The 15,327-nt window shown below is 53.3% G+C and carries 13 protein-coding genes; 7 read left to right on the top strand and 6 right to left on the bottom strand.

Going from position 1 to position 15,327, the window contains the following annotated elements; translation table 11 throughout:
• Window positions 1-87 precede the first annotated feature (87 nt).
• The 6 genes from AC0YNV_RS19860 to AC0YNV_RS19835 all read left to right on the top strand — a co-directional run bounded on the left by AC0YNV_RS19860 (window position 88) and on the right by AC0YNV_RS19835 (window position 7,100).
• On the top strand, window positions 88-678 hold the full coding sequence (locus AC0YNV_RS19860) for a TetR/AcrR family transcriptional regulator (protein WP_475769579.1): 591 nt from the start codon (window positions 88-90) through the stop codon (window positions 676-678).
• A gap of 272 nt (window positions 679-950) precedes the next feature.
• Entirely contained in the window at window positions 951-1,451 is a 501-nt protein-coding gene (locus AC0YNV_RS19855; protein ID WP_475769578.1) for a MarR family winged helix-turn-helix transcriptional regulator, read from the top strand.
• A gap of 3 nt (window positions 1,452-1,454) precedes the next feature.
• On the top strand, window positions 1,455-3,179 hold the full coding sequence (locus AC0YNV_RS19850) for an ABC transporter ATP-binding protein (RefSeq protein WP_475769577.1): 1,725 nt from the start codon (window positions 1,455-1,457) through the stop codon (window positions 3,177-3,179).
• Entirely contained in the window at window positions 3,176-5,173 is a 1,998-nt protein-coding gene (locus AC0YNV_RS19845) for an ABC transporter ATP-binding protein (protein WP_475769576.1), read from the top strand. The genes AC0YNV_RS19850 and AC0YNV_RS19845 overlap by 4 nt, the downstream gene beginning before the upstream one ends.
• Before the next feature lie 264 nt (window positions 5,174-5,437).
• Entirely contained in the window at window positions 5,438-6,346 is a 909-nt protein-coding gene (locus tag AC0YNV_RS19840) for a helix-turn-helix transcriptional regulator (RefSeq protein ID WP_475769575.1), read from the top strand.
• Window positions 6,347-6,446: 100 nt separating this feature from the next.
• Window positions 6,447-7,100, top strand: coding sequence for a DedA family protein (locus tag AC0YNV_RS19835; protein ID WP_475769574.1), 654 nt, complete (start codon window positions 6,447-6,449; stop codon window positions 7,098-7,100).
• A gap of 683 nt (window positions 7,101-7,783) precedes the next feature.
• Here AC0YNV_RS19835 and aroC read toward each other — a convergent pair.
• Window positions 7,784-8,839: a chorismate synthase gene (aroC, locus tag AC0YNV_RS19830; protein ID WP_475769573.1), complete on the bottom strand. Its 1,056-nt coding sequence runs from the start codon at window positions 8,837-8,839 to the stop codon at window positions 7,784-7,786.
• Window positions 8,840-8,941: 102 nt separating this feature from the next.
• Here aroC and AC0YNV_RS19825 point away from each other — a divergent pair, with 102 nt between their 5' ends.
• Window positions 8,942-9,862 (top strand): LysR family transcriptional regulator, encoded by a 921-nt coding sequence (locus AC0YNV_RS19825; protein ID WP_475769572.1) that lies wholly within the window; start codon window positions 8,942-8,944, stop codon window positions 9,860-9,862.
• 18 nt (window positions 9,863-9,880) lie between these two features.
• Here AC0YNV_RS19825 and AC0YNV_RS19820 read toward each other — a convergent pair whose 3' ends face one another.
• The 5 genes from AC0YNV_RS19820 to AC0YNV_RS19800 form a co-directional block, all read right to left on the bottom strand.
• Complete coding sequence (locus AC0YNV_RS19820) at window positions 9,881-11,326, bottom strand: MDR family MFS transporter (RefSeq protein WP_475769571.1); 1,446 nt, start codon at window positions 11,324-11,326, stop codon at window positions 9,881-9,883.
• A gap of 52 nt (window positions 11,327-11,378) precedes the next feature.
• Window positions 11,379-11,807: a MerR family transcriptional regulator gene (locus AC0YNV_RS19815; RefSeq protein ID WP_475769570.1), complete on the bottom strand. Its 429-nt coding sequence runs from the start codon at window positions 11,805-11,807 to the stop codon at window positions 11,379-11,381.
• A 213-nt stretch (window positions 11,808-12,020) separates the two neighbouring features.
• Complete coding sequence (locus AC0YNV_RS19810; RefSeq protein ID WP_475769569.1) at window positions 12,021-13,034, bottom strand: alcohol dehydrogenase catalytic domain-containing protein; 1,014 nt, start codon at window positions 13,032-13,034, stop codon at window positions 12,021-12,023.
• A gap of 449 nt (window positions 13,035-13,483) precedes the next feature.
• Entirely contained in the window at window positions 13,484-14,341 is an 858-nt protein-coding gene (locus AC0YNV_RS19805; protein ID WP_475769568.1) for a carbohydrate ABC transporter permease, read from the bottom strand.
• 51 nt (window positions 14,342-14,392) lie between these two features.
• Complete coding sequence (locus tag AC0YNV_RS19800) at window positions 14,393-15,313, bottom strand: carbohydrate ABC transporter permease (RefSeq protein ID WP_475769567.1); 921 nt, start codon at window positions 15,311-15,313, stop codon at window positions 14,393-14,395.
• Window positions 15,314-15,327: the final 14 nt, after the last annotated feature.

Below are 15,327 nucleotides of genomic sequence, written 5' to 3'. Positions count from 1 at the left end.
AAGTTGACATAGTGAGTATTCACTACATATAATATCAACATGAAAACAAATGAGAATAATTCAACGTCACCCAAGCGAGCTCCCGGCATGAATATTGAAGAAAGGAGAGCAATGATCGTAAGAGCCGCATTGCCTCTATTGGTGGAAATCGGCCCAAGCGTCACGACGCTGCAAATTGCACGGGCAGCCGGAATCAGCGAACCGACTATATTCCGCGCATTTGCCGACAAGGATGAAGTGCTGTTGGCGTGCCTGGATGAAGCAACAAAACCGGAGAATGTCCTGATTGAATTGGAGGCAATCGACAAAGAGGCCGGTTTGGAAGAACGGTTGACAAACCTGATCGATGTGATTCGGATTCAAGGAGAGAGAACCGGTGCCATCATGAATGCCGTACGATTGGCCGCTCCATCCAAACGTAGAGAACGCAGTTCATTATCTGATGAAGAAATCCGCCGGTTGAGTGAAAGTCGGACAGCCTCGCATCAAAGAATCCATTCCGCCGTTTGCAGCGTGCTTGAGCCTGATGAGGCACGATTGCGCCAACCGGTAACCGATATTGCGACAATCGTGATAGGCATTGTGATGTCGCTTGGCCGGGCAAGAAGGATGGCTGGTGATATGGGCATCACAACAAAGCAGCTCGAGGATCTCATTATGAACGGAATCGTGAAGTGATCTCAAAATTTCCTGCCATGCAATAGGCGAAAAAGGCGTATTGGCTGCTGCCAATATGCCTCATCAATCTTCCCCCTCGCTAATGTCCGGCTCACGAATCTATCATGGGCTGTTGTCACACTTGGTCTGGCATTCCTTCGCTTCAAAAATTGCGTCAAATGAATTGACAAGGATTCTTTACCTGAATACAATTAGTTTAGCTAAGTAAATTATATTCATGCTGCTGCCCCGGAACATACTATACATGCAAAAAAAGGAGAGGATACACCCAAATGCCCGATGAACTCAGCACTCCCAGCGAGTTATTCCGTGTTTTTCGTCAAATGCGGCATATCAGCTGGAGAAGCCAGCGGCCCATTGAGGGCTGTACTCAAAGCGAGGCTGTCATGTTGTTCGTTATCCGCAGGCGGGAGAAGCTTCATCCTGCAGGAATGAAGGCCTCAGAGCTCAGCCAGCTGCTCAACGTCACGTCGCCTACGGTGACCCAGTCGGTCAATGTACTGGAAGCCAGAGGTCTGCTTGAACGAAGCTCCGACCCTGAGGACCGGCGTGTTGTGCGCATCAAGCTGACCGAGGAAGGCCTGCGTCAAACGCAATTATCTGAGACGGCCATGTTCGAACGCATTCAGGGACTGATTGACCGGATGGGCGAAGAGCGCAGCAATCAGCTTATTGAGCTGCTCGATGAGGTATTTGACTATTACAATGGCGGCACTCACCTGGCTCAATGCCCCGAACGCAAACTAAATTTACCGAATGAAGGTGAAGCGTAAACGATGATGAAGCTATTGCGATTTTTGAGGCCCTACCGCATTCCTGTTGCTTTTGTGCTGAGCCTTGTCCTGCTCCAGTCGCTCTCGGATCTGTATCTGCCGACTCTTATGTCGGATATTGTAGATAAAGGCGTTGTTGCCGGCGACACGCCCTATATCTGGAAGATTGGCGGCTTCATGATGCTGATGGCCCTGCTCGGCGCGGCCTGCTCGGTTGGCGCAAGCTTCCTCTCCGCCAAGGCGGCGGGAGGCTTCGGCAAGGATCTCCGCAGCCGGGTCTTCTCCCATGTGTCGCGATTTTCACTGAATGAATTCGACAAGATCGGCACCGCTTCGCTGATCACCCGCACCACCAATGATATTACGCAGGTGCAGCAGGTGCTGACGATGATGATGCGGGTCATGGTCATGGCTCCGATGATGTGCTTCGGCGGCATCATCATGGCCATGTATAAGGATGTCACGTTGTCGCTTGTCATTATAGCCATCGTGCCAATCCTGGCCCTCTTGATTTATGCCATCGTCGGCAGAGGCATACCGTTGTTCCGGGCCATGCAGACCAAGCTCGACAAGCTCAATCTTGTCCTGCGCGAGAACCTGACCGGTATCCGCGTTATCCGCTCCTTCAACCGGATCCGCCGTGAACAGGACCGCTTCAATGAAGCCAACCGCGATCTGACCGATACGGCTGTGAGGGTCAACCGGATTATGGCCTCGCTCATGCCGATCATGATGCTGATGATGAACGTCGCCAGCGTCGCCCTTGTTTGGTTTGGGGGTTTGCGGATCAACAGCGGTCATATGGAAGTAGGCGACCTGATTGCTTTTATCCAGTATGCCTTTCAAATCATGTTTGCGCTCATGTTCGCTTCCATGATGTTTGTCATGATTCCCCGCGCCTCCGCTTCTGCTGTACGGATCAATGAAGTGCTGGGCATGCTGCCGGACATTAACGATCCGGCTTCTCCGAAGAAATCGGCAGACGCGGGCGTCGTTGAATTCGATAATGTGACCTTCCATTACCCGGGAGCGGAAATACCCGCCGTCTCCAACATCAGCTTCACCGCAAGTCCGGGGGAGATAACCGCCATTATCGGGGGCACTGGCTCCGGGAAATCAACGCTGATCAACCTCATTCCGAGATTTTATGATCTCACAGACGGAAGCATCCGCATCGGCGGCGTCGATGTACGCGAGCTTTCGCAGGAGCAGCTGCGCAACCGGATTGGACTTGTCCCGCAGAAGTCCGTGCTTTTCACCGGCACCATTGCGGAAAATATCCGTTATGGCAAAGAGGACGCCACGGATGAGGAAATCCGCCGCGCGGCCGAAATCGCGCAGGCCAGCGACTTCGTATCGGAGATGCCGGAAGGCTTCGACTCGCGGATAGCCCAGGGCGGCTCCAATGTGTCCGGCGGGCAGAAGCAGCGGCTGTCCATTGCGCGCGCCCTCGTCCGCAAGCCGTCGATCTACCTGTTCGATGACAGCTTCTCGGCCCTGGACTTCAAGACCGATGCCAGGCTGCGCGAGGCGCTGCGCCCGGCTACGACAGAGGCGACGGTCATCATTGTCGCCCAGCGGGTCAGCACGGTCATGGATGCGGACCGCATCATCGTGCTGGAGGACGGCAAAGTGGCCGGAATCGGCACGCACCGCGAGCTGCTGCAGAGCAATGCGATTTACCGCGAAATCGTCACGTCGCAGCTGTCAGAGGAGGAGATTGCATGAGTAACTCACGAGGACCGCAAGGTTCAGGACAGGCTGGCGGCGCTGCAGGTCAAAGACCTGGTGGCCAGGGGGCCGGCTTTGGCTTCGGACCCGGCCGCGGCGGCCCTGGAGCGATGGGCATGCCTGTCCAAAAAGCCAAGGACTTCAAAGGCACGCTGCGCCGGCTCGCCGGCTATTTGAAGCCCCACCGCTTCGCTCTGCTGATCGTGCTGCTGACAGCAGTACTCAGCACGGTCTTCTCCATCCTTGGCCCGAAGATTATGGGGAAGGCGACCACCGAGCTTTTTACAGGCATGGTTGGCAAGCTGAAGGGCGTTGAGGGGGCGAAAATCGATTTCACCTATATCTGGCACATCCTGCTTGTGCTGATTTGCTTATATGTTATCAGCTCGCTGTTCAGCTATATCCAGCAGTACGTCATGGCAGGCATTGCCCAGAAGACGGTTTATGATCTGCGCAAGGACGTCAACGAGAAGCTGGCCAGACTGCCGCTCAAGTTTTTCGACTCGCGGACGCACGGGGAAATTCTCAGCCGCGCCGTCAATGACGTCGATAATATCAGCAGCACGCTGCAGCAAAGCCTGACGCAGCTCATCACCTCCATCGTCACATTGATTGGCGTTATCGTGATGATGCTGACCATCAGTCCGGTTATGACTCTCATCACCATCATTACCCTGCCGCTCAGCTTCCTGGCGATCCGCATGATCGCTAAACGCTCGCAGCTCTATTTCAAAGGCCAGCAGAAATCGCTGGGAGAGCTTAACGGCCATGTTGAGGAAATGTACACCGGCCACCCGATTGTCAAGGCATTCGGCCACGAGGAGAAATCGATGCAGCATTTCACGAAAGTGAATAACGAGCTGTACGCCTCGGGCTGGCGGGCGCAGTTCATCTCCGGCATGATCATGCCGATCATGAGCTTCATCGGCAATATCGGGTACGTGCTGGTCAGCGTCGCCGGCGGTATCTTCGTCCTGCGCAATGCCATTACAATCGGGGATGTCCAGGCTTTTATCTCGTACTCCCGGCAATTCACAATGCCGATCACCCAGACAGCGCAAATCGCCAATATCATTCAATCGACGATTGCCTCGGCCGAGCGGGTGTTCGAGCTGCTTGACGAGCAGGAGGAAGTGCCAGAAGTGAAAGATGCCGTAATGGTCGCCTCCAAACAGCAGCAGAATAAGATGCGCCTTGACAAAGGAACGGTTGATCAAGGCAGGCTGGTCGCCCTCCCCAAAGGAGATGTCCGTTTCAATCATGTCAAGTTCGGCTACAAAGAGGATACTCCGCTGATCGAAGATATGAGCATAGATGTCCATTCCGGCCAAACCATCGCGATTGTCGGCCCCACCGGCGCAGGCAAGACGACGCTGATCAATCTGCTGATGCGCTTCTATGAGCTCAGCGGCGGAAGCATCACCATCGACGGTGTGGATATTACCCGATTCAAACGGGGGGATCTGCGCAGCCTGTTCGGCATGGTGCTGCAGGATACATGGCTGTTCAACGGTACCATCCGCGACAATATTGCCTACGGCCGCGAAGATGCCAGCGAGGAAGATGTCGTTCAAGCCGCCCGGGCGGCTTATGCGGATCACTTTATCCGAACGCTCCCGGAAGGTTACGAAACCGTGCTGAACGAGGAAGCTTCGAATATCTCGCAGGGTCAGAAGCAGCTGCTTACCATCGCAAGAGCCATTCTTGCCGATCCTGCTATCCTGATTCTCGACGAGGCGACAAGCAGCGTCGATACGCGGACAGAAATCCAGATCCAGCGTGCCATGAATGAGTTGATGCAGGGACGCACCAGCTTCGTCATCGCGCACCGGTTGTCGACCATTCGGGATGCCGACCTGATTCTCGTTATGAATCACGGCACTGTGATTGAGCAGGGTACGCATGAGGAGCTGCTGGAAGCCGGAGGCTTCTACGCCGACCTGTATGAAAGCCAGTTCAGCGGCCGCAAGCCGCAGCGCGAAGTGATTTAAGCTTGCAGGGTCAGCTTCCGTCTCATTGATGATCCATTCATTTGCATTCACCATTTTTTCTCAGCCAAGAGAATAAAAACAGCCCGCACAGCACCAAGTATCGGTGAGCCGTGCGGGCTGTTTTGTTCCGGCTGCCGTCGTCTCTCTGTTACAGGCTGCAGATTATAGCGTCACCTATTGCAGGGCAGAAGTTGGCACGGCTTATCTTAATATGACTTTTTTAATGTCATGTTTAAGGTGTATACTTTTATTGAGGTGATCGATATGTCGGTAAGCCGGCATTTTGAATTAGTTTATATGCTTCTGAATGAGAAGACTTTGACCGCTGCTGAACTGGCAGAGCATTTTGAGGTTTCCACACGAACCATATATAGAGATATCGATATTTTGAGCGCAGCGGGAATCCCGATTTACAGCAGCAGGGGAAAAGGCGGCGGAATATCGCTAATGGACGGCTACGTCTTCAACACCTCTTTGCTGTCCGGGCAGGAACAGGACGATATTTTAATGGCCCTTCAGAGCCTGACTGCTGCAAAATTCCCTGAAATTGAGGACGTCCTCGGCAAGCTGAGCAGATTGTTCAAGAAGGACAGGAGCAGCTGGATTGAGGTGGATTTCTCCCCGTGGGGAAGCGAAGAAAGCCAGAGAGAGCTTTTTCCGCTCTTGCGCAAAGCGATTACGGCGAACCGCATTATTACGTTTCGATATTTTAATACAGCCGGTGAACAGAGCGATCGAAGCGTTGAGCCTGCCAGCCTGCTGTTTAAAAATAAGTCCTGGTATCTGACGGGTCATTGTTTGACCAGCAATGGTCCCCGTATATTCAAGATCAGCCGGATGAAAGACATCGCTGTAACGGATGACAACTATGAGCCCAGACCGGCGGTACCGTTAACAGAGGCAGAGGACAACATTATGCGCAGCACAATTGAGGTGACTCTAAAAATTTCTGCAGAAGGTGCTTATCGGGTCTACGATGAATTTGCCGAAAAGATGATTACCCACAATGAAGACGGTTCATACGACGTTACAGCCGAATTTCCTGAGGGCAACTGGCTGGACAGTTACCTGCTTTCATTTGGGACCCTTCTTGAAGACGTTCGTCCCGAGCCTTTGCGCAAAAGAATATTATCCAATATGGATGCGATCAGAAGAAAGTTAAACCCGACTTAGGTCCAGCAAGAAACCAATCCCCAGCCCTTATCGGGTTTAAGCCGACTCCGCTATACTTTTAAGAAATACACGGAGTGAAGCTAAGGGGATAACGAACGCCATGCAGTGGATCAATCAGCTATTTGAACAATATGGTTATCTGGTTTTATTTTTCGGACTGTTCACGGAGTCCATCGCCCTGCCATTTCCCGGGGAGCTGGCCATGGCTATTTCCGGACATATCTCGGTAGTGGGCCATTTTCATTTGGGATGGATTATGCTTTGCGCCTTTCTGGGAGCGACAATTGGCACAACGGTCACGTATTTTGTCGGCAGGAAGCTCGGAATCCCTTTTTTCGAAAAGTATGGAAAATATTTTTTCCTCACCCCGCCGCGACTAACCAAAATTACAATATGGTTCGATAAATATGGGAATAAACTGCTGCTGGTCAGTTATTTCATTCCCGGTCTTCGCCATTTTACCGGTTATGTTTCCGGTGTGCTGCGCATTCCTCTGCGGACTTTTTTCCTTTTCAACCACTTCGGGGCCTTGATATGGGTCATAACCTATGTCATGATCGGCAAAATATTCGGCAATGAGCTTGAACACATCCTCCATTTGATTACCCGCTACTCGATTCGCGCCGTATTGGTCATTGCCGCTTTCCTGCCCTTGGTCATGGTTCTCAAGCGGCATAAACACATTATTGTCCCGTGGCTCTTGGCCCGGTTCAGGCTCGTTTACAAAATGCTGTTTGCCCGTTCCGGGTCATAATGTTGGCGGCTTATAGACGGATCAATATAAAAGAACCGGCTCCCGCCGTCCTCTGGCGGTGCGGCACTCCCTCCGAAATATAAGCAAAATCAGCGATCTGCAACGGAAAGCTGACCTTTCCCGCATGTTGAAAAATCCCGCTCAAGAGTGTTTAGAGCGGGATTTTATTTGTTTTTTATAGTTCTTCGCATCAATCTCAAGCACTTCCCCTCCATTTTCCAAAACAACTCCTCCGACAAAATATGACCTTGATTAGACCTAATTTCTCTCTACCTGCACATAAAGCCCTACTTTTTCTGGTCCAAAGGTAATCATTTCCTCCTCTACTGCCGATAAAAGATTTAATATTACAATTCAAGACCGACACATACTCCGTAATAGCTATAAGCCTTATGTCTTATTTTCGGAAAAAAGGGCAAAAATACTAAAGAGAGAACAGGAGGGGATGAACTTGATGATGATAAGAGGATGGAACTGGGGAATGCTGGCTGCTATCGGGTTCTCCATGTTGGTATGGACAGCCGTTATTATTCTGATCGCTAAATAATTGAACAAGCCCGCGGCAATCCACCCGTGATTGCCGCGCTGCTCTGCTCCATTTGAAGCTCTGCCGGAAGAACATCAGGACTACCTCACACGAAACTTTCGCTCCAGCCGGGAACAATATGCCGATTAAGCTTCCATCAGGCTCTCATTGCCGCCTGCCGCTTGTAATGATCCTCAAGCACCAGACATGCCATAGCTTCGACTACAGGAACGATTCGCGGACAGATGCATGGATCATGTCTGCCGTCGGTACGGATCGTCTGCTCCTCCCCGCGGATATTGACGGTTTGCTGCGGAAGCGAGATCGAGGACGTCGGCTTCACCGCAACCCGGAACACAATCTCTTCTCCCGTGCTGATCCCCCCAATGATCCCGCCCGCATGATTGCTCAGGAATCCCGAACCATACATGCCGTCATTATGCTCGCTGCCGCGCATAGCCGCTGCCGCGAATCCCTCCCCGAATTCAATCCCTTTGACAGCCCCGATGGATAACATCGCTTTGGCCAGATCCGCATCCAGTTTATCAAAGACAGGCTCGCCGATACCGGGCATAACGCCGAGTATCCGGCACTCGACAATTCCCCCGCAGCTGTCGCCGGCCGCCGCCAGGTCTTCAATCTTCGCAATCATTCGCACTGCCGCATCCGGATCACAGGCTCTGACCGCATTCAGCTCAATCTGATGCTCATCGAACGTTTCGCACCGGATCCCTCCGATATCTGTCGTATAAGCCATCACACTCACGCCCCGGTACTCCAGCAGCTTGCGGGCTACTGCTCCTGCCGCCACTCTGCCCGCCGTTTCTCTTCCCGACGCCCGTCCGCTGCCCCGATGATCCCTTATCCCATACTTCTGCAAATACGTGAAATCCGCGTGGCCCGGACGAAAAGCATGCTGAATATCGTTATAAGCCTCAGGCTTCATATCCTTGTTGAACAAAATAATAAAGAGCGGCGTTCCCGTTGTTCTGCCCTCATACATACCGGAGAGGATGCTTACCGCATCATATTCCTTGCGCGGCGTAGTTACAGAGGATTGCCCCGGCTTCCTGCGGTCCATTTGAATCTGTATGAATGCTTCATCTATCTCGATTCCCGGCGTAACGCCATCCACAATAACCCCGACTGCCTCGCCGTGCGACTCTCCGAATGTCGTAATTCTGAACTGCTCCCCAAATGAATTTCCCGCCATTGTCATGTCCCTCCCCTTCCGCTGCTTGAAGCTTTCCTTTGACTGCTGATGCCTGTTTCCATTATAGTTTTCACTAAGTGATAAATGAAATCGCCATTCTCAATGTCTGTCATAGAGGTGATCTATATCAATAAGCAGCTGAATATGGAATGGTACCGTATTTTCCTTCATACGGCAAAGGTTGAGAATCTGACCAAAGCGGCGCAGCAGCTCCATATGACTCAGCCTTCTGTCAGCTATGCCATCAAGCAGCTGGAGGACAGCCTGGATGTCAAATTATTTGACCGTCTTTCCAAAGGAGTGAAGCTTACGGCGGAGGGCGCCGCTCTGCTGGAGTATGTGGAGCCCTCCTTTGCCTTGATCGATTCGGCTGAGCGAAGGCTGCAGGCCTTGAAGGATTTCGCGGCCGGGGAGCTGCGCATTGGCGCCAGCGGCCCGATGCTCAAGCATCTGCTGCTCCCTGCTCTGGACCTGTTTAGAGCCGACTACCCCGCTGTACGCATTCATCTGTTTCAAGGCAAATCGGCTGAAATCACCAAACGGCTGAAGGACGGTCTGATTGATCTGGGTCTGGTCCATCTGCCTCTGGACGAAGATCCGGAGCTCCACGTATCCCCGCTCGCAACGATACAGGATTGTCTGGTCGTCGGGCCGCCTTACCGCCAGTTGACCGGGCAGCCCCTGTCGGCGGAGGAAATCGCAAAAATCCCGCTGCTGCTTCTGTCTCCAGAGAGCAGCACCGGGCAATTTTTCAAGCAATGGCTGAGCGATCAGGGTGTCCAGGCGGAAGCGAGCCTCGAGCTGAGCAGCCTGGAAATGCAGGTGGAATGCTGCGAACGCGGTTATGGCGCCGCATTCGTAACACGGCGTTTTGTGGAGCGGGAGCTGCAGGAGGGCAGATTGTTCGAGCTGCCTACCCTGGTTCCGATTCCTCCCCGCAGTATCGGGATCACCGCCAGGCAGAGCATCTCCCTTCCGCTGATCGCCGGTCAATTCAGGAAGATGCTCATGCACAGCCGCTAAAGAGAAACCACTGCGTTCTTAAGTCCGGCCTGGAGCAAGGAGATCCTCGCTTACTTCATGATGCTTCCTGCGCAGCAGGAAGGTGAAGGGAACGGCCAGAACAACCAGAACGGTTCCGATGATGAACACCTCCTGAACGGATTTGGCCAGAGCCAGATCGGCCCCGTTCGGGGTGTCGGCTCCGATTTCTTTGAGATGGGCAAGAGTCCTTGCAGACAGAATGCTGCTGAAAATACTGACAGAAAGCGCCGCAGTACCCTGCCGGATCCAGTTGGTGACCGCTGAGGCATGCCCGCTGAAGGTACTGGGCACGGCCGTCATCCCGGAGTTGGTGACTGGCATATTGCTCAGCGCAATGCCCACATAGCGGATTGCCAGCCATGAAGCGATGAAGAAGGTGCCTGTCGCCAGGTCCAGCCGGCTGAGCTCCCAGGTCGCCAATGCCATAATGATGACGCCGGCCATGATCAGACGGAACGGGCCTACTTTGTCATAAATTCTGCCGACCAGCAAAGAGAACATAGCCATCGCAATCGTCCCCGGCAGCATGACAAGTCCCGTATGAAGCGTCGAAGCATGCTTGATGTTCTGCATGTAGATTGGCACCAGGAAGGTAGCGGCATACAGCGAAATCGTGATGATGCAGTTGATAATCAGGCTGTAGGTGAAGCGCGGGATTTTGAATACGCGCAGATTCAGCAGCGGAGCTCTGCTGTGCAGCGTTCGAATAATAAAGTACGTCACGATGGCAGCTCCGGCGATAAACAGCATAATCGTCTTCCACGAGGTCCATCCCCAGCTGTGGCCTTCGCTGAAGGTAAGCAGCAAGGAGCTCGTGCCCAGGATTACGGCAATAAAGCCGATAACATCAAGCTTGATGCCGCGGCTTAGGCGGTAATAAGGGATGAAGCGCTGAGCGAAGATCATCGCCAGAATGCCAATCGGCAGATTCATCACGAATAATGATTTCCAGCTGAAATATTCGGTCAGCCACCCCCCAATGGTAGGCCCGAATGCGGGTGCCAGCATGGCCGATACGCTCCAAAGTCCAATAGCAAGCGCCTGCTTTTCTTTGCGGATGACCTGATAAATAATCGTCATCGTGGTTGGCATAATAATACCGCTGAACAGCCCCTGCAGAATGCGGAAAACGATCAGCGATTGCATGCTCCAGGCAAGCGTGCACAGACCGGAGGTGATTGTAAAGCCCAGCAGCGCAAATACATACAGCCGTTTATAGCTGAGCTTGTCGCCCATATATCCGATGATCGGCGCAATGACGCCGGTTGCCAGCATAAATCCCGATATCATCCACTGCACCGTGGTCAGCTCCGCGTGAAAATCCGTCATAAACACGGGCAGGGCCACATTGATGGTGGTCGTGCTCAGAACAGCCATGAAATTGCCGAAAAATACGGCAGCAATAATACTCCAGAATGGTGATTTTTCTTCCCCGTTCGTCATGAATTCCGTTCCCTCCAGCTTTGGCCTCCGCTATAAGCTTTGATCCGTTATTTTAATCCTCTTCATACTTGCCGATCGCTTCCCGTACACGCTGGCTCAAGGCAAGAAGCTCTTCCTTGAACGTATCCATCCGCTTCATCTTGATCTCAATCATTTCGATCTCCCTCTGGAGCACTTCGGAGATTTCCAGAAGCTTGAGCCTGCGCTCAGTCCGGTCCTCCAATGACCTGACCGTATGCCGGTGCTGGTCGATCGTTTCATTCATCTTGATGAACTGCTGCAGCTCCTGCAGTGAGAAGCCCAGCACTTCCTTGGCAAGCACGATCTTGTTCAGTCTTTCAATATCCTCCTCCGAATAAAGGCGCATGCCGCCCTCTGTCCGGTCCAGCGTCTCGATCAGACCGAGCTCTTCGTAGTAACGGATCGTCCGCTTCGTAAGTCCCGTCTTTGCCGCTGCATCTTCGATTTTATAAGTTTTCATATTTAGCCTCCCGCCCTATGCCGACTGATTATGGAAAAGCATACTGCAATATAACATTAACGTCAACGTAAACTTCAGATTGGAAATGGTGAACGGCAAAGAGAAACCCGCACCGCGTCAGGTTCCTCTTTGCTGCCATGGATAGATTTATTCTTCCAATACAGCCGGGAAGCCATTCATATAAGGATGTTCCGCACCGCCCAAAGGATGGTGTCAGCCGGTTTCTGCCTGCCGCCAATCCAGGACAACGCCAAGGAAGAATTCCTGCTTGTCCTGAATCATCCGCCATGCTTTCACCGCCTGATGGGCCGGCAGCATATGGGTGATGAGCGGGACCGTCTGCAGCCGTCCGTCCGTGATGGCGGCAAGCGTCGCAGCCATGCGGTCCGGCTGCCAGCCCGAAGGGCTGTGCAGGGTAATTTCCCGCGGCCGCAGCTCCTGAATATCGATATGGCCGTCGTGACCATAAAATCCCGCCGACACCAGATGACTGTTCCTTTTCATCCCGGGCAGCATGGAACGGAATACAGGCAGCGCCCCGACCGTATCGACTACCACCTGGATATCCGTGATATCTTCTACAGCTTCGTGAACGCCCGGCTTACGCAAATTCACCCGCCCGGCAGCGGCAGGCAGCAGCCCGAGCCGCCCGTCATTCCGGCCCAGCACGGTCACGTCCGCCCCTCTTGCGAGCAGTGTCTGTGCCGACCACTGGCCCACGAGACCGTCCCCGATAACCACAGCCCTGTCGCCCGGGGCGACGGCCGGCCTCATGCCGCAGTTGTACCCGACCTGCGCCAGCACAAGCGGCGCATATGCAAGCGCATCCGGCCCGTCCGCCGCATCCGGCAGCTTCCATACCTGGCTGACATGCGTCACCGCCGGATTGATATGCCCGCCGGTCGGAAAAGCCATGCCTTCCACACGGCTGACGGAAGCAAACACGCGGTCCCCTGGTTTCACAGAAGAGGTTACGCCGCTTCCCACCTCACGCACAATTCCAACCTTCTGATACCCTGCTACCTGCGGGAATGGCAGGACATCGCCTGCTCTGGTCACCTGTTCGCCGCTGATCCGCTCCCCCCGCAGGTAGGATTGCTCGGTGCCGACGCTGATCCAGGAATGCTCCACATCCACAACAACGTCATCGGGTCCGGGATCCGGCGCTTCCACATCCAAATAGGCAACCTCATTAACCCCGGTAAATACCACTGCTTTTGCTTTCATGACAAGCCCCCCTTTTACATTTTGAATTACAGATCCGTTTCCGGATAGGCATAGATCTGACGGCGTACTGCGATCTGGGCTGCTTGGCATTCCCTTCATACCGGATCTAAGGCATATGACGAGTCCAGTCTGCAGACATTCCGTGTTCAGCCCTTTACGGACAAGCAGGTCAAGCAGCAGCGCCTGGCGCAGCCGATTATGACTCTACTGTAAGTGTACATGAAATGCAGTTCAGCCGTCTTTGCACAGAATCCATCATTTCATGTGAAGGCGTCTGCTTATTTTCCAGCCATGCGAGAGTTTGCACGTAATCAAAAGGAAGCCGTAACGTAATCCCCCGCGTCATTATGCAAGAAGAGGCCTCCCCGGGATTACTCCTCGGGCAGACCTCTTCAATTTGTAGAGACAGCAAAACACATGAGCCAGTCTTAAAGCCGCCAACCGGCGTTCTACTTTATTCCGGAGATAGAATAATTATCGATGATATGCCGCTGGAAGAAGACGAAGATGGCGATGATCGGCACAACCATAACGGCTGCGCCCGCCATCTGCAGCGCATAATCGCCGCCGTACTGCCCTTTAAGCAGGGCAAGTCCTACCGACAAGGTGTACAGACTCTCATCATTGGCGATGATAAGCGGCCACAGAAAGCTGTTCCAGCCGGCGATGAAGGTCAGAATCGCCTGCACGGCGAGTATCGAGGCCGACATGGGCAGCACGACACGCACGAACAGCTTGAATTCGCCGGCTCCATCCATGCGTGTCGCCTCCAGCAGTTCATCGGGGATGGCGGTCATGAACTGCCGGAACAGGAAGATTCCGAACGCGCCCACCAGCCCCGGAAGGACGACGCCCGGCATCGTGTTGGTCAGACGCATTTGGTTGAGAATCAGGTAGATGGGAATCATCGTCACCTGACCCGGAATCATCATCGTCGCAAGGACGATGTAGAACAATTTGTCCTTCAATTTGAACTTGTACTTGGCGAAGCCGAAGCCCGCCATGGCGTTGAGGAACAAGCCCACAAAAGAGAAGAAGACAATGATCAGAGTATTGCGCAGGTAATAGCCGAAGCGCATATTTTGAAACAGATTCTGAAAATTTTCCAGCGTAAATTGATGCGGCAGCAGCGTTGGCGGAATTTGCGTCACCTCGCTCTCCGGCTTGAAGGCGGACAAGATCATCCAGACCAGCGGAACCAGCATCGCGGCTCCCAGCACAGCGAGAATAATGCCCGCAATCCATTGCTGGACGGCGCCGCTTCCTTTGCCCCGGGCTGGAGAATCGGCGGCAGCAGCTGTTTTCATAGCATTCACCTCACCTTTATCCAAAACGTTGGAGCGCAGCCGAAGCTGCCTTTAGGCTCCCGCTTCGTCATTTTTATTTTGCAGCCTGAACTGGATCAGCGTAATGGCGATAATCGCAAAGAACAGAATGAACGACCCTGCAGCCGCGTAACCGAAATGGCTGAGCTGAAAGCCATTGCGGTAGATGAACAGCGCAACCGAGGTTGTGCCGTCCAGGGGACCGCCCTTGGTCATGATGAACGGCTCCTCGAAGAACTGCAGCCAGCCGATCATCGTCGTAACCGATACGAAGAAGATGGCATAGCTGAGCAGCGGGATCGTGATGGAGAACATCTGTCTCCAGGCTCCCGCCCCATCCAACTGGGCAGCTTCATAGTACGTTTTGGGAATCCCCTTGATGGCGGCGATAAAAATAATCATGTTCAGTCCGATAGCCCGCCAGAGCGCGAGCAGAATCAGTGAAAGCTTGGCCGTCACAGGCTCCGTGAGCCAGGGAACAGAGGACAGGCCCAATTGATTCAGGATGTAATTGAACAAGCCCAGGCTGGGATTGTACAAATAGGTCCAGACAACGGCAATGGCGACCACATTCGTCACCGAGGGCATATAGAAGATGGCCCGGAATGCCTTGAACAGACGCGCCCGGCCGTAATTGATCAGCAGCGCAACCGCCAGGGAGATGGCAATTACAAGCGGAACGCCGATGACCACATAGAACAGCGTATTGCCGATCGCTTGCAGGAAGATCGGATCCACGACAACATCGACATAGTTTTTGAAGCCGACGAATCGAACGGTGGAGAAGTCCGCGAGACCAGCCAGATTCATATCGGTAAAGCTGATGACCAGCGCCACCAGAATAGGCAGCAGCGAGAATACGGCGAGCAGAATCAGCGTGGGGCCAATGAACAAATACGGCGCCCTTCGAGTGCCTCTCATAATGATGCACACTTCCTTTCTGTAAACGTCCATCCCGCACAAGACCT

It is taken from the genome of Paenibacillus sp. JT31N11, from assembly GCF_056269285.1.
The sequence above is the reverse complement of the archived record's forward strand: the minus strand, read 5'-3'. Positions and strand labels throughout refer to the sequence as shown.

What these genes read in the sequence shown, in the direction of transcription:
- AC0YNV_RS19860 (WP_475769579.1), top strand. Translation starts at nt 88, where the DNA reads ATGAATATTGAAGAAAGGAGAGCAATGATCGTAAGAGCCGCATTGCCT.
- AC0YNV_RS19855 (WP_475769578.1), top strand. Translation starts at nt 951, where the DNA reads ATGCCCGATGAACTCAGCACTCCCAGCGAGTTATTCCGTGTTTTTCGT.
- AC0YNV_RS19850 (WP_475769577.1), top strand. Translation starts at nt 1,455, where the DNA reads ATGATGAAGCTATTGCGATTTTTGAGGCCCTACCGCATTCCTGTTGCT.
- AC0YNV_RS19845 (WP_475769576.1), top strand. Translation starts at nt 3,176, where the DNA reads ATGAGTAACTCACGAGGACCGCAAGGTTCAGGACAGGCTGGCGGCGCT.
- AC0YNV_RS19840 (WP_475769575.1), top strand. Translation starts at nt 5,438, where the DNA reads ATGTCGGTAAGCCGGCATTTTGAATTAGTTTATATGCTTCTGAATGAG.
- AC0YNV_RS19835 (WP_475769574.1), top strand. Translation starts at nt 6,447, where the DNA reads ATGCAGTGGATCAATCAGCTATTTGAACAATATGGTTATCTGGTTTTA.
- aroC (WP_475769573.1), bottom strand. Translation starts at nt 8,839, where the DNA reads ATGGCGGGAAATTCATTTGGGGAGCAGTTCAGAATTACGACATTCGGA.
- AC0YNV_RS19825 (WP_475769572.1), top strand. Translation starts at nt 8,942, where the DNA reads ATGTCTGTCATAGAGGTGATCTATATCAATAAGCAGCTGAATATGGAA.
- AC0YNV_RS19820 (WP_475769571.1), bottom strand. Translation starts at nt 11,326, where the DNA reads ATGACGAACGGGGAAGAAAAATCACCATTCTGGAGTATTATTGCTGCC.
- AC0YNV_RS19815 (WP_475769570.1), bottom strand. Translation starts at nt 11,807, where the DNA reads ATGAAAACTTATAAAATCGAAGATGCAGCGGCAAAGACGGGACTTACG.
- AC0YNV_RS19810 (WP_475769569.1), bottom strand. Translation starts at nt 13,034, where the DNA reads ATGAAAGCAAAAGCAGTGGTATTTACCGGGGTTAATGAGGTTGCCTAT.
- AC0YNV_RS19805 (WP_475769568.1), bottom strand. Translation starts at nt 14,341, where the DNA reads ATGAAAACAGCTGCTGCCGCCGATTCTCCAGCCCGGGGCAAAGGAAGC.
- AC0YNV_RS19800 (WP_475769567.1), bottom strand. Translation starts at nt 15,313, where the DNA reads ATGGACGTTTACAGAAAGGAAGTGTGCATCATTATGAGAGGCACTCGA.